Here is a 14,352-nt window from a genome sequence, read left to right on the forward strand (position 1 = left end):
CCTGGAGCGAGTTTTTTTTGTTATATTATAAAAATGTCATAACGTTACATTTTTGTTAAAATAACTGCGGATTAGCACAATGTTTATAACTTTTTACTTATTTATTCATAATTGTTTTATTGTTAGAATAATTTAGTATATACTTGCATATTATTAAACCAACCAATTAAAATTTTAACAAAACACTATTAATTATGAAAAAATTTCTTTTATCGGCAACAATGCTTGTTTTTTTAGTTTCATGTAATAATGAAGAAAATGCAGTTTCAACTGAAACTAGTAAGGCAGCCGAAAGAGGATGTGCTTCTCACACAGTTCTTGAAAATCAATTGAGAGCAAATCCAGAGTTAGCCATCAAAATGAATGAAATCGAAGCCTTTACTGAAAGAGCGATGCAGGAAGGTAGATTAGTAAACGGGAAAATAGAAATTCCGGTTGTTGTTAACGTATTGTACAGAACAACTGCTGAAAACATTTCTTTATCTCAAATTCAATCGCAAATTGATGTTCTTAATAAAGATTTCAACGGAACAAACACTGATTTCAATAAAGTGCCAGCTTTATTTTCAGGCGTTAAAGCTACCGTAGGAATTTCATTTGTATTAGATGCTGTTTACAGAAAAGCTACTACTAAAACTTCATGGGGAACTAGCGATGCTATGAAAAAAACAACTTATGGTGGAATGGCTCCTACTTCACCTACTACTAAATTGAACCTTTGGGTTTGTACGATTGGTGGTGGAATTTTAGGTTATGCTCAATTCCCAGGTGGTTCATCTTCTACTGATGGTGTTGCTATTGATTCTAAATATTTTGGAACTACAGGATCAGCAACATATCCTTTCAACTTAGGAAGAACTGCTACTCACGAAGTGGGTCACTGGATGAATTTACGTCACATTTGGGGTGATGCAACTTGTGGAAGCGATTTAGTTTCTGATACTCCTTCTCATAACGATGCTAATTATGGTGTTCCTGCTTATCCTCACTACAGTACTTGTTCTGGTACGCCGGTTGAAATGACTATGAACTACATGGATTATACAGATGATAGAGGAATGTATATGTTCTCTAACGGACAAAAAACAAGAATGAACGCAGTATTCCTTTCTGGAGGTTCTAGAGCGTCTTTCAGATTGTAATTTCCTATACATTAAAATTAAAACTCGCTCTAGTAGCGAGTTTTTTTTTGTTTTTATACCTTTGCAAAAAAGATTAGTAACGTTGGATAAAAAGATACTTGATAGCGAATTTCAAAATTTTATTATCGACAATATCGATAAGGATGTTGCTAAGTTGGCACTCCAAAAAAATCCGTTCCCCGAGATCCCTTGGCTTGAAATTCTGAATCAGATTGCTGCAAAGTCCAAAGCAAAAGAAAAATTGCCTACTTTTTTTAATACTCCCCACATTATTTTTCCAAACAAAATTTCTGTGGAACAATCATCTTCTGAGAAAACGGCATGGTATAAATCAACTTTAATTTCGGGTAACACGATAATTGATTTAACAGGCGGTTTTGGCGTAGATGATTTCTATTTTTCCAAAAAAGTAAAACAAGTAATTCATTGTGAAATCAATAACAAACTATCAGAAATTGTAGAGCATAATTTTGACATTTTGAATGCTTCCAACATTCAATGCATTGCAGGAGACAGTTTAGATGTTCTGGAAAAAGGCAACAAAAAATACGATTGGATTTATATTGATCCGTCACGACGAAATGATGCCAAGGGTAAAGTTTTTATGTTGAAGGATTGCTTGCCTAATGTACCTGAATTGCTTGATTTTTATTTTTCCCATACCGAGAACATCCTTATAAAAACTGCCCCTATACTTGATATTTCAGCAGGACTGTCAGAATTATCAAATGTGAAATACATTCATGTTGTAGCGATTGATAATGAAGTAAAGGAATTACTTTGGGAATTATCCAAGGATTTCAAAGGAAGTCCTATTATTAAAACAATAAATTTCAATAAAGGAAATTTGGATAGGTTTGATTTTGAATTGCCTACAAACGGGGATAATGCGCGGTTCGGTTTACCCAAAAAATACCTTTATGAGCCTAATAGTGCCATCATGAAATCCGGTGGTTTTGATGAGATTTGCAGTAAGTATAATATAGACAAATTACATCCCCACTCCCATTTATATACTACTGATAAAATTATTGAGTTCCCGGGAAGAGTTTTTGAAATCGAAAAAATCATTCCTTATAATAAAACAGAGTTAAAAATTTATCTTGAAAATAAAAAAGCGAATATAACCACCCGAAATTTTCCGGACACCGTAGAAATCATACGCAAAAAATGGAAAATTAAAGATGGCGGAAATATGTATTGTTTTTTCACAACTGATACGAATAATCATAAAATAGTTTTAATTTGCGCTAAAATAAATTAGAATAATGAAGTATTTAATTGTCATTGCGACACTATTATTGAACCTTACTGTATTTGCACAAACACCATGTGAATATACTGTGAATGTGAACGATAGCATCGGAAGTTATAAAACCACTAAAGAATACATTGTCCACGAACGGAACTTTGCGGGAAACACAAATTATTTATTTTTCTCTTTGGTATTGACCGACGGCCTGCCGACTTTAAACGTGCAATCCATCAAAAAAAGTAAAGACTTCATTAAGGCGCATTGCCTGGATAAAAATTCCAAAATATACCTTCAGCTGGAGAATGGAAAAATCATCACGTTATTGCATGTGGACCAGGAAAATTGCGGTGTTTCGGTTACTGATAATGAAAAGTTTAATAACAGAATCCACACCAGCAGTTTTATGTTCCTGAAGAATTCTTTCGCCGATTTAAAAAGTTCGCCGGTTTCCTTTATGCGAATAAAATATACTACAGAAACCGTTGATTATGCTTTTAAAAAACAACTAAAATCAGAAATGGATGGGCTGTGGTATGAGCCTTCAACTTATTTTATCAATTTCCTGAAATGTGTTGAAAATTAATCGCATTCCCATTTGAAATTGGACACCCTTTCCAATTTTGCATTTTTGATATTGTAATGCCACCATTCGGAATCAAAAGATTTAAAACCGGATTTCAGCATTATTTTCTTTAACAGTTTCCTGTTGGCTAATACTTCATCGGATACATTCAAATACTGATGGCTGGCTTCGATGCCGAAATGATCAAATGCGGTTCCCATATCGAGCTCCTTACCATTTTTATCGACCAATGTAATATCCACCGCCCCTCCCCGATTATGAATGGAGCCCTTCTTGGGATCGGCCACATATTCCGGATTGGAGACTATGGCCCACATACGCTTCTGAATATCCAAAGGACGGTAGCAATCGTATATTTTGATCCGGTAGCCTTTCTTTACGAAGCGTTCGTTGGCTTCCAGTAATGATTTGACCGTTTTATAGCGTAGAAAGCACTCCGCACAATCATAAACTTTTGCTTTCAAAAAATTATCAGTTGTGGCATATTTCATATCTAGGATAAAATCCTGGCTATAGATCTTTAAATTGACGAATGTACTGTCATTGACTTCGGGTAGCTTAACTTCAGGAGATGTTGGCGTTCTGTTGGAAACAATGACGGGTTTGGTTTTATTAGGAGTATTTCCAGGTGTTTCGGTGTCCACTACTTTTGCTCTGCAAGAAAACAAAAACATACTGAGAATAAGGATCAGCAACTTTATAGAAGAAGGCATAGTTAGTAAATTTGGAACATTTCGTATCAAATATAACAAATAAAAATTAAGTAGATTGTAGGAATTATGTGTATGTTTAGCGCTGTTTAAAATCTATAAAAGCACAGTGCCTTCAATTGGAAGCAACCTGTCACGCACAATGGAACGTATAATTGCATAATAACCTTGTCATTTATATTCTATTTTAAAAATGAGGACTATGCTTCAGAAAAATATTTTGGAATGGAAAGTCGAAACCATGACCCGCAATGCCAAAAGCATGGGAAAAGATACTTTAGCCTGGAAAAACATTTTTTTGAAGAACGCGGAAAAATGAACCAATAAAGATAAGTTCCGCCAAAAAAAACGGAAACAACTTTTAAAAGTCATCTCCGAAATTTTTATTCCAACCGAAAGATTCCGGGTTATACTTTAAAAAATAATTAATTCCTAACGTAAATTACTATAGCACCACTATCATTTCTTGTTTTTAATTCTGTAAGTGTAAGATTTATAATATCTACTGTCTTAGTTACACCGTCAATGACCGTTGTTAAATTATTATGGGACCTGGAATAAATTCCGTCGTTAGTGTCCAACGCGCATGGTGTAGCAGTTGAATCATAATCTCCTTCGGTCAGCGAATTATCAATGTTAAGGTCAAGATAGTCTTTATCACATCCGCTTTCATTTTGTGGTGCATCAACCAAATATTCTTGTCCGTTTACAGTTGTCCCAACCTGGGTAATATTCCATTTTCCAGCTAAAGGCGCTAACGTTTCTCCATCATTATCATCATTACTACAAGAAGTTGCAAATCCGATACATAACGCTAAAGCTAATAATTTACTTCGATTTTTCATATAATATCTTTAAATTGTTAGCTGTAAAATTAGCTGTAATGCTTTGAAGGAATGTTGCATAATTATTGATTTTTATTGCATAATTATCTTTGGAACCGACAATCCTTTGAGTTTTTTATCGTACTTGGTGCATTTTTATGCTAACTTTACCTTAAGAGGTAGTTAACCATGGAAGTCGAAACCTATATTAACACTCAGATAGAAAATCAAATTTACATCTATGATTTTATAATCGTATCATAAGTTTTCATTGGTAATTTTTAGGTTGGTTTTAAGGAGGTAGTAATATCTTTATATTCATTGGGATAATTCATGAAAACAAAAAACCCACTGATTTCAGTGGGTTTATCTGTGAACGCAGAAGGATTCGAACCTTCGACCGCCTGCTTAGAAGGCAGGTGCTCTATCCAGCTGAGCTATGCGTCCATTTTCAATAAGTGTCGGGGTGGCAGGATTCGAACCTGCGGCCTCCTGCTCCCAAAGCAGGCGCGATAACCGAGCTACGCTACACCCCGTGTGCAAAAAAAAGCGGAGAGTGAGGGATTCGAACCCTCGGTACAGTTTCCCATACGCATGTTTAGCAAACATGTCCTTTCGGCCACTCAGGCAACTCTCCAATTAAGAACGTTTATTCCTTTTAAGCGGTTGCAAATGTAACTTACTATTCTATATTTCCCAAATTATTCGCGGGTTTTTTTAAATGTTTTTTTATTCTGAAATTAAAATCATTAACAATCAATCGTATAGCTATTTTAAAATTACCCTCCCCTTTTCTCAGGAATTGTCTAATATTTCAAATATACCTTGTAATTAATTTTAAATTCAAATTTTACGGACATCAAACCTATAATATTATCCAAATTGTAATTTGGTATTTGGACAAAATGATTAAATTCGCAACTTAAACAAACTTACAAATACGTCATGAATAAAAAAGTTGTTATCGTTTCTGCTGCAAGAACTCCGATTGGAAGTTTTATGGGAGGTTTATCTACAGTATCAGCGCCACATTTAGGTGCAGCTGCTATTAAAGGTGCTTTAACCAAAATAAATTTAGATGCGAATTTAGTCGACGAAGTTATAATGGGTAACGTGGTTCAGGCTGGTGTTGGACAAGCTCCTGCTCGTCAGGCTGCTATTTATGCCGGACTTCCTAGCTCAGTTATCGCTACAACGATAAACAAAGTATGTGCTTCAGGAATGAAAGCAGTAATGCAGGGTGCACAAGCTATTATGGCTGGCGATGCCGAAATCATCGTTGCAGGTGGAATGGAAAACATGAGTTTGATTCCACATTACATGCATTTACGTAACGGCAATAAATTTGGTCCGGCTTCTATGGTTGACGGAATGCAAAAAGATGGTCTTACAGATGCTTATGACAACAATGCCATGGGTGTTTGTGCCGATTTATGTGCTACGGAATATGGTATTTCAAGAGAAGCTCAGGATAATTTTGCAATTCAATCGTATGAGCGTTCTGCAAAAGCTTGGGAAGCAGGCAAATTTGATAATGAAGTAGTTCCTGTTGCTGTTCCGCAAAGAAAAGGAGATCCAATTATGGTGACCAGAGATGAAGAATATACCAATGTTAAATTGGATAAAATTCCATCATTGAATGCCGTTTTTACAAAAGAAGGAACAGTTACTGCTGCGAACGCTTCTACTATCAATGATGGTGCCGCTGCTGTAATTATGATGAGCGAAGAAAAAGCATTGTCTTTAGGCTTGAAACCTTTAGCATACATCAGAGGATATGCTGATGCTGCTCAGGAACCAAAATGGTTTACCACTACTCCTGCCAAAGCATTACCAAAAGCATTGGACAAAGCGGGATTATCTATCAGCGATGTTGATTTCTTTGAATTCAATGAAGCTTTTGCTGTTGTTGGTTTAGCCAATTCACAAATATTAGGTTTAAACAATGATAAGGTAAATGTAAACGGTGGAGCTGTTTCATTAGGCCATCCATTGGGATGTTCCGGTGTCAGAATCATTGTTACTTTAATGAATGTCTTGGAACAAAACAATGCAAAAATTGGTGCTGCAGCTATTTGTAATGGTGGTGGTGGTGCTTCTGCCATTGTAATTGAAAGAGCATAAATTTATTCTTAAAATGATGAATTTTGAATGATTAGTGATTTTATCCTGCATTCAAAGTTCATCATTTCACAATTTAAAACCATTCCATGTTTGGCATTTGTAATTTAGCTATTATTCCTCTTCGGTCTGAACCCAATGACAGAAGCGAAATCGTTTCCCAAATTTTGTTTGGGGAGCATTTTGAAGTGACTGAAGAATTAAAACAATGGTCTAAGGTGAGGATGCATTATGATGGTTATGAGGGCTGGATCGATTCCAAACAATTCCAAACCATTACAGAATCACAATACATCCAGCTTTCGCAGGATAAGATAGTTCTCAATTCGGATCTGATCGAATATATTACGGCTCCAAACAACCAACTTATTCCTATTCCATTAGGAGCAGCACTTTCGTTTTTAAAAAACAGTTCCATCAATACTACTAAGTTGGATTTTGAAGGGACTACTATCAGCGAAATCAAGCCCAAATCCAATCTGATCAATACGGCTTTCATGTATCTGAATGCACCTTATTTATGGGGAGGAAAAACCCCTTTTGGAATTGATTGTTCCGGTTTTACCCAAATGGTTTACAAACTCAACGGCTATAGATTATTGCGGGATGCTTCACAACAGGCTACACAAGGTGAAGCTTTAAGTTTCATTGAGGAAAGTGAGCCAGGCGATTTGGCTTTTTTTGATAATGAGGAAGGAAATATCATCCACGTTGGGATTATCATGGAAAACAATTACATTATTCATGCCAGTGGAAAAGTTAGAATTGACCGTCTGGATCACTTAGGAATTTACAATGCAGAAGTAAACAGACACACACACAAATTAAGAGTTATCAAAAAGATTATATAAAAAAATCCCGTTCATTGCTGAACGGGATTTTTTATTGTGGGTTTATTCTATTTATTGATTTTCGCTTTTAAAGCTTTTGCTTTATCAGTCATTTCAAGTGCATTATAAACACCCAATAATGTTTTGGCAGCGTCTATGTTATTTTCATCCATTTGAACTACTTTTTCTAAATAAGGAATAGCACTGTTGTACATATCCTCTCTTTTCCTTTTAAGGACTTCGTATTTTTTGTTATCCGCAGGAGAAGTTCCCAGTTTGTTCATTTGATCAATCAAACCTTTTTCAGCATCCAATTTTAAGATGGCCAAATTTAGGTATGCGTTGCTGTACTTAGGATCGATTTGGATCGCTCTCAGGTAATATTTTTCAGCATCAGCATATTCTTTATTATTATTACTAAGCACACCTAAATTAAAAATTAATTCGACGTTATTTGGATTTTTTTCCACTACCTCAGTAATTAATTTTTTATAAGTTACCATATCTCCCGCTTTTAAATACAGGTCAGCTTCAGTCATGGCTAATGAAGAATCATCTGGATTTAGAGTTCTGGCTTCCTGGATAGCTGCTTTGGCTTCCTCCGTTTTACCCTTTTCGGTTAATATCAAAGCAATGTTTTTATAAATCTCTCCTCTTTTTGAAGGGATTTTTTCATCACGTGGCTTCTCATGGGATACTTTTAAATAAAGTTCTCTTTCTTTTTTTGTAGAAAAAGATTCTTCCTTTTTAGTTTCTTTATTAATTGCATAGTAAGCTGTTCCTTCACCTGAATAATTTATATTCTTCAGTTCCTGGTAATATTGCAAAGCCAAATCCATATCTTTTGCATTCACCGCATAATTAGCCGCGTAGTATAATTTCTCCGGATCTTTTTTGTCCAATTCATAGATACTGTGCAGAATTAAAGCTGCTTCTTTGTATTTGGTTCCATCGCCCAATGCAACCGCATAGTTGATTAACATGGGCTTAAATGAAGTGATTGTTTCTTCAATATCTTTCGTGTAAATCATCTTCCCGGATTTTTTTTCAAAATCCAATGTGTTGTTCAAACCGGTAGCCAGTTGATTTACATTTTGAACGGTCAGATATCTTAAAATCACTTGAGGATTGTTCTGATTGGCTGGTTTTGACATTGCCAAATTCAAATCCAGGACCGGAGCCATCGCTTTATAAAAATTCAGATATACTTTGTCAGCCTCAGTAGAGTTGGTTACTAAAGGTTCCGCTTTTGTGATCGTAGCTCTGTATTCAGCCAGGTCGTTATCGGAAGGCTGCTCTTTATCGTACAGCTTTTTTAGCGTTTTCATTTCGTCTTTTTGAGCAAAAGTGCTAACCGAAATCAGAATTGCTGACGCAAGGATTACATATTTACTTTTCATATTTAAAATTCTAAATTGTTAATATTTAATTTTATTTGCTGGTTATGCTTCCTCATCTGAGTCATCCTCAGAATCCTCTTCGTCAGTTTCTTCTTCTTCCGAATCATCATCTTCGTCTTCGTCTTCAGTACCTTCATCTTCAAGGACTTCCAAAACCGGCTTCACTCTTTCTATGGAGTCAGATATCACTTCGCCGTTTTCATCCAATTCTACTTCCGCTACATCGTCTTTCATAACTTTGGTTACCGCAGCAATCGAATCATTTCCTTTGATGTTGATTAATTTCACTCCCTGAGTGGCACGTCCCATAACTCTCAAATCTTCAACCGCCATTCTGATGGTCAATCCTGACTTGTTGATAATCATCAAATCGTCTGCATCGGTAACGGCATTGATAGAAATCAGTTTACCTGTTTTCTCTGTAATATTTAAGGTTTTAACTCCCTTACCACCACGGTTGGTAATTCTGTATTCATCTAAACTAGAACGTTTTCCGTAACCGTTTTCTGCAACAACCAAAATTTCGCTATTCATATCGTTTACAGTAACCATGCCAATTACTTCGTCGGTATCGTCTTTTAAAGTGATTCCACGAACTCCTGATGCGGTTCTTCCCATCGGACGGGTTTTAGTTTCTTCAAAACGAACTAATTTACCTGATTTTACAGCTAAAATAATCTGGCTTTCACCATTGGTTAATTTAGCTTCTAATAATTCGTCACCTTCTTTAATGGTTATAGCAGCAACACCATTTACCCTTGGTTTAGAATATTTCTCTAAAGATGTTTTCTTCACCTGACCTTTTTTGGTCACCATCACCAGATTATGGCTCTTGATATATTCCTGATCTTTCAGATCCTGAGTACAGATAAATGCTTTTACCTTATCATCACTTTCAATATTCACTAAATTCTGAATCGCTCTTCCTTTAGCGGTCTTGCTTCCTTCGGGAATTTCATAAACCCGCATCCAGAAACATTTCCCTTTTTGCGTGAAGAACATCATATATTGGTGGTTGGTCGCAACAAACATATGTTCCAAGAAATCCTGGTCCCTTGTTCCGGCGCTTTTTTGTCCAACTCCTCCTCTGTTCTGTGTTTTGTATTCGGTCAGGTTTGTACGTTTGATATAACCCGCATGCGAAATGGTAATTACCACATTTTCGTCAGCGATCAAATCCTCAATACTTACATCACCACCTGAATATTCGATCAATGAACGACGGGCATCCCCATATTTATCACGAATTTCTTCCAACTCTTCCTTGATCAAAGCAATTCTTAAATTAACATCCGCTAATAAAGCTTTCAAATGCTCGATCAACTTCATAATTTCTTCGTACTCAGCTCTTAACTTGTCTTGTTCCAGACCGGTTAACTGACGAAGACGCATTTCGACAATCGCACGAGACTGGATATCAGAAAGTTTGAATCTTTCCATTAATTTCTCTCTTGCTTCCTCAGTGTTTTTAGAGGCTTTAATCAATGCAATTACTTCATCAATATTATCAGAAGCAATAATCAAACCTTCAAGGATATGGGCTCTTTCTTCTGCTTTTCTTAATTCGAATTGTGTTCTGCGGACAACCACATCATGACGGTGTTCCACAAAATAATGAATCATTTCTTTCAGATTCAGCATTTGAGGACGTCCTTTTACCAATGCAATATTGTTAACACTAAATGAAGATTGCAATTGTGTGTACTTATAAAGTGTATTCAACACTACGTTTGGAGTAGCATCACGTTTCAGTATATAAACGATACGCATACCATTTCTATCTGATTCATCACGAATATTCGCAATACCTTCTATTTTTTTATCATTTACAAGATCAGCTGTACGCTTAATCATGTCTGCTTTATTAACCTGGTATGGAATTTCGGTAACAATGATACATTCTCTTCCGTCAACTTCTTCAAAACCAACTTTGGCACGCATTACTATACGTCCTCTACCGGTTTTAAATGCTTCACGGACACCTTCATAACCATATATGATACCGCCGGTTGGAAAATCCGGGGCTTTGATGTGGTGCATCAATTCGTCGATTTCGATATCGTTGTTATCCATGTAGGCCAATGTTCCGTTAATAACCTCTGTAAGGTTGTGCGGAGGCATATTGGTTGCCATACCTACGGCAATTCCTGTCGCTCCGTTGATTAACAACGTAGGGACACGAGTTGGCATTACTTTTGGCTCATATAAAGTATCGTCAAAGTTCAGTTGAAAATCTACTGTTTCTTTTTCGATATCTGCCATTATCTCTTCTGAAATTTTGCGCATTCTGGCTTCGGTGTAACGCATGGCAGCCGGACTATCGCCATCGACTGAACCAAAGTTACCCTGGCCATCCACTAATAAATAACGTAAACTCCATTCCTGAGCCATACGAACCATGGCATCATAAACAGACGTATCACCGTGGGGGTGGTACTTACCCAGAACTTCTCCAACAATTCTAGCAGATTTTTTATGGGCTTTATTAGAAAAAACTCCTAAATCATACATACCATAAAGTACTCTTCGATGTACTGGTTTCAAACCATCTCTAACATCTGGAAGCGCTCTTGATACAATAACTGACATCGAATAATCGATGTAAGCAGATTTCATTTCATCTTCAATGTTAATAGGAATTAACTTTTCTCCGTCAGACATATTATATAGTTATATTTAAAAATTATATTGTTTTAAAAATCCTGCTAATATAACCTTTCTCGATTATTTTTCTTGTATATTTATATATAAATTTATCTGATTTATTAACAAGTTTTAAAGTCGTTTCGGTTAATAAATTAATTCGCATTTTACGCTTTTATTGAACTTTTTTTTGTCACTTAGCTGACAGTACTTCCCCGAGGTACGATTTTTGCAATTACTCATTTTATTCACTAAATTTACAATACCAATTATATTTATTATGGATGATAATTTTTCACCAAGAGTAAAAGATGTGATAACCTACAGTAAAGAGGAGGCCTTACGATTGGGCCATGACTTTATTGGAACGGAACATCTGATGTTGGGTATCTTGAGAGATGGCAATGGGAAGGCTATAGATATTTTGAATAATTTGTCTATCGACCTGGATTTTTTACGCCGAAAAGTAGAAATCCTGAGCCCAGCCAATCCAAACACAGACATTAACAACGAAAAGAAAAATCTTCATCTGACCCGTCAAGCGGAAAGAGCGTTGAAAACTACTTTTCTTGAAGCCAAAGTTTTTCAAAGCACGTTAATCAGTACTGCGCATCTATTGTTATGCATTCTTAGAAACGAAAACGATCCAACAACCAAGCTGTTAAATAAACTAAAAATAGATTATGATACAGCTAAAGAACAGTATTTAAATATGACGCCAAACAACAACGAAGAAGAATTCTTGGAAAATTTACCAAGAGCATCTGACTCTTATAACGAGGATTCAGGTCAGGACGACAGTCTAAAAGAAGGGAATTTTAATAATCCGGCGAATAAATCCAATAAAAAATCAAAAACTCCGGTTCTTGATAACTTCGGAAGGGATTTAACCGAAATGGCAGAGGAAGGAAAACTCGATCCTGTGGTGGGCCGCGAAAAAGAAATAGAACGGGTGTCGCAAATTCTGAGCCGACGTAAAAAGAACAATCCGCTTTTAATTGGAGAGCCCGGTGTGGGTAAATCAGCTATTGCTGAAGGTCTGGCGCTGCGCATTATCCAGAAAAAAGTATCGCGAATTCTATTCAATAAACGTGTGGTAACACTTGATTTGGCGAGTTTAGTTGCCGGGACAAAATACCGCGGACAGTTTGAAGAGCGTATGAAGGCGGTAATGAACGAACTGGAAAAGAATGATGACATTATTCTTTTTATTGATGAAATCCATACCATTGTCGGTGCTGGAGGAGCTACCGGTTCTTTGGATGCATCTAATATGTTTAAACCGGCTTTAGCCAGAGGGGAAATCCAATGTATTGGAGCAACAACCCTGGATGAATACCGCCAATATATTGAAAAAGATGGCGCTTTAGAAAGACGTTTTCAAAAAGTGATTGTGGAGCCAACATCTGTTGAAGAAACCATTACCATTCTAAATAACATCAAAAACAAATACGAAGATCACCATAATGTAACGTACTCTCCTGAAGCCATTGAGGCTTGTGTGAAATTGACAAACCGATATATGTCGGAGCGATTTCTTCCGGACAAAGCTATTGATGCGTTAGATGAAGCGGGTTCGCGTGTTCATATTGTCAATATTGATGTTCCGATCCAGGTTTTGGATTTAGAGCGTCAATTGGAAGAAGTGCGAGAATTGAAAAATTCTGTAGTGAAAAAACAGAAATATGAGGAAGCCGCAAAACTTCGTGATGATGAAAAACGCATCGAAAAGGATTTGGCTATCGCGCAGGAACAATGGGAAGAAGATGCTAAAAATAACCGAATCATGGTAACAGAAGATAATGTTGCTGATGTGGTTTCGATGATGTCAGGAATTCCTGTAAACCGTATTGCCCAGACTGAAAGTAATAAATTAGCCAGGCTGCCGGAATTGATTCAAAATAAGGTAATTGGACAAAATGAAGCGGTCATGAAAATTGCACGTTCCATCCAAAGAAACCGTGCCGGATTAAAAGATCCTAATCGCCCGATTGGTTCCTTTATTTTCCTTGGTCAGACAGGTGTCGGCAAAACGCAGCTGGCCAAAGTTCTTGCCAAAGAATTATTCGATTCAGAAGATGCTTTGGTACGTATCGACATGAGTGAATACATGGAGAAATTCGCGATTTCCCGTTTAGTGGGTGCGCCTCCGGGATATGTTGGATATGAAGAAGGGGGGCAATTAACTGAAAAAGTTCGTAGAAAACCTTATTGTGTGGTACTTCTGGATGAGATTGAAAAAGCGCATCCTGATGTATTCAACATGATGCTACAGGTTTTGGATGACGGTTATTTGACGGATAGTTTGGGTCGTAAAATCGATTTCAAAAACACCATCATTATTATGACTTCCAATATTGGTGCACGCCAGTTGAAAGATTTTGGACAAGGGGTCGGGTTTGGAACATCAGCAAAAGTTGCTCAGGCCGATGACAACTCAAAAAGTATCATTGAAAATGCGCTGAAAAAAGCATTTGCTCCTGAATTTTTGAACAGGATAGACGACGTAATTGTCTTCAATGCATTGGAAAAACACGATATTGATGTCATTATTGAAATAGAATTGAAAAAATTATACGCTCGTATTGCCGAATTAGGATACACCCTAAATCTGTCAGATACCGCAAAAGCATACATTGCTGAGAAAGGTTTTGATAAACAATTTGGTGCACGTCCTTTAAAAAGAGCCATTCAAAAATATGTTGAAGATGCTTTGGCAGAAGAGATTATCACTTCTAAAATCGCCATCGGAGATGAGATTTATATGGATCTGGATGAGGCCACACAAGAGCTGACCGTCACAATTCAAAAGAAAGAAGAACCTACTAATTAGTAGGTTTTTCT

General features: G+C 36.5%; 10 protein-coding genes and 3 tRNA genes. 6 read left to right on the forward strand and 7 right to left on the reverse strand.

Annotated features, from left to right (window positions below):
- Nucleotides 1–194: 194 nt before the first annotated feature.
- From FNW07_RS07245 to FNW07_RS07255, 3 genes are all read left to right on the forward strand, one after another.
- Nucleotides 195–1,142, forward strand: a complete 948-nt coding sequence (locus FNW07_RS07245) for a zinc metalloprotease (protein WP_126743388.1) — start codon at nucleotides 195–197, stop codon at nucleotides 1,140–1,142.
- A gap of 82 nt (nucleotides 1,143–1,224) precedes the next feature.
- Entirely contained in the window at nucleotides 1,225–2,406 is a 1,182-nt protein-coding gene (locus FNW07_RS07250; RefSeq protein WP_126743387.1) for a class I SAM-dependent methyltransferase, read from the forward strand.
- Between the two features lie 4 nt (nucleotides 2,407–2,410).
- Complete coding sequence (locus FNW07_RS07255; RefSeq protein WP_126743386.1) at nucleotides 2,411–2,980, forward strand: hypothetical protein; 570 nt, start codon at nucleotides 2,411–2,413, stop codon at nucleotides 2,978–2,980.
- Here the strand turns inward: FNW07_RS07255 and FNW07_RS07260 are convergent.
- The 5 genes from FNW07_RS07260 to FNW07_RS07280 form a co-directional block, all read right to left on the reverse strand.
- A complete protein-coding gene (locus tag FNW07_RS07260; protein ID WP_126743385.1) occupies nucleotides 2,977–3,693 on the reverse strand; it encodes a M15 family metallopeptidase in 717 nt (238 codons plus the stop codon). The genes FNW07_RS07255 and FNW07_RS07260 overlap by 4 nt on opposite strands.
- A 422-nt stretch (nucleotides 3,694–4,115) precedes the next feature.
- Entirely contained in the window at nucleotides 4,116–4,535 is a 420-nt protein-coding gene (locus tag FNW07_RS07265) for a lipocalin family protein (RefSeq protein WP_126743384.1), read from the reverse strand.
- A 352-nt stretch (nucleotides 4,536–4,887) separates the two neighbouring features.
- Nucleotides 4,888–4,961 (reverse strand) — tRNA-Arg (locus FNW07_RS07270).
- Between the two features lie 14 nt (nucleotides 4,962–4,975).
- Nucleotides 4,976–5,050: transfer RNA gene (locus tag FNW07_RS07275), tRNA-Pro, on the reverse strand.
- 14 nt (nucleotides 5,051–5,064) lie between these two features.
- Nucleotides 5,065–5,151, reverse strand: a tRNA-Ser gene (locus FNW07_RS07280).
- 308 nt (nucleotides 5,152–5,459) lie between these two features.
- On the opposite strand from FNW07_RS07280, the gene FNW07_RS07285 reads away from it, so the two are divergent.
- Complete coding sequence (locus FNW07_RS07285; RefSeq protein WP_126742834.1) at nucleotides 5,460–6,638, forward strand: acetyl-CoA C-acyltransferase; 1,179 nt, start codon at nucleotides 5,460–5,462, stop codon at nucleotides 6,636–6,638.
- An 86-nt stretch (nucleotides 6,639–6,724) separates the two neighbouring features.
- On the forward strand, nucleotides 6,725–7,486 hold the full coding sequence (locus FNW07_RS07290) for a C40 family peptidase (protein WP_126742835.1): 762 nt from the start codon (nucleotides 6,725–6,727) through the stop codon (nucleotides 7,484–7,486).
- Nucleotides 7,487–7,533: 47 nt separating this feature from the next.
- Here FNW07_RS07290 and FNW07_RS07295 read toward each other — a convergent pair whose 3' ends face one another.
- Together FNW07_RS07295 and gyrA are read right to left on the reverse strand one after the other, a co-directional pair.
- The gene (locus tag FNW07_RS07295) at nucleotides 7,534–8,865 is read right to left on the reverse strand and encodes a lipopolysaccharide assembly protein LapB (RefSeq protein WP_126742836.1); all 1,332 of its coding nucleotides are present in this window, start codon (nucleotides 8,863–8,865) and stop codon (nucleotides 7,534–7,536) included.
- 42 nt (nucleotides 8,866–8,907) lie between these two features.
- Nucleotides 8,908–11,526 carry a DNA gyrase subunit A gene (gyrA, locus tag FNW07_RS07300; RefSeq protein WP_126742837.1) on the reverse strand — a complete coding sequence of 873 codons (2,619 nt, stop codon included), beginning with the start codon at nucleotides 11,524–11,526 and terminating at the stop codon, nucleotides 8,908–8,910.
- 262 nt (nucleotides 11,527–11,788) lie between these two features.
- Between gyrA and FNW07_RS07305 the strand changes: the two genes are divergently transcribed.
- Nucleotides 11,789–14,341, forward strand: coding sequence for an ATP-dependent Clp protease ATP-binding subunit (locus FNW07_RS07305; RefSeq protein ID WP_126742838.1), 2,553 nt, complete (start codon nucleotides 11,789–11,791; stop codon nucleotides 14,339–14,341).
- Nucleotides 14,342–14,352 lie beyond the last annotated feature (11 nt).

This window comes from Flavobacterium sp. GT3R68, assembly GCF_007109225.1.
Lineage (GTDB): Bacteria > Bacteroidota > Bacteroidia > Flavobacteriales > Flavobacteriaceae > Flavobacterium.

Excerpts from the sequence above, each read along its gene's own strand:
- FNW07_RS07255 (WP_126743386.1), top strand. The coding sequence starts at position 2,411 with ATGAAGTATTTAATTGTCATTGCGACACTATTATTGAACCTTACTGTA.
- FNW07_RS07285 (WP_126742834.1), top strand. The coding sequence starts at position 5,460 with ATGAATAAAAAAGTTGTTATCGTTTCTGCTGCAAGAACTCCGATTGGA.
- FNW07_RS07260 (WP_126743385.1), bottom strand. The coding sequence starts at position 3,693 with ATGCCTTCTTCTATAAAGTTGCTGATCCTTATTCTCAGTATGTTTTTG.
- FNW07_RS07265 (WP_126743384.1), bottom strand. The coding sequence starts at position 4,535 with ATGAAAAATCGAAGTAAATTATTAGCTTTAGCGTTATGTATCGGATTT.
- FNW07_RS07305 (WP_126742838.1), top strand. The coding sequence starts at position 11,789 with ATGGATGATAATTTTTCACCAAGAGTAAAAGATGTGATAACCTACAGT.
- FNW07_RS07245 (WP_126743388.1), top strand. The coding sequence starts at position 195 with ATGAAAAAATTTCTTTTATCGGCAACAATGCTTGTTTTTTTAGTTTCA.
- FNW07_RS07290 (WP_126742835.1), top strand. The coding sequence starts at position 6,725 with ATGTTTGGCATTTGTAATTTAGCTATTATTCCTCTTCGGTCTGAACCC.
- gyrA (WP_126742837.1), bottom strand. The coding sequence starts at position 11,526 with ATGTCTGACGGAGAAAAGTTAATTCCTATTAACATTGAAGATGAAATG.
- FNW07_RS07295 (WP_126742836.1), bottom strand. The coding sequence starts at position 8,865 with ATGAAAAGTAAATATGTAATCCTTGCGTCAGCAATTCTGATTTCGGTT.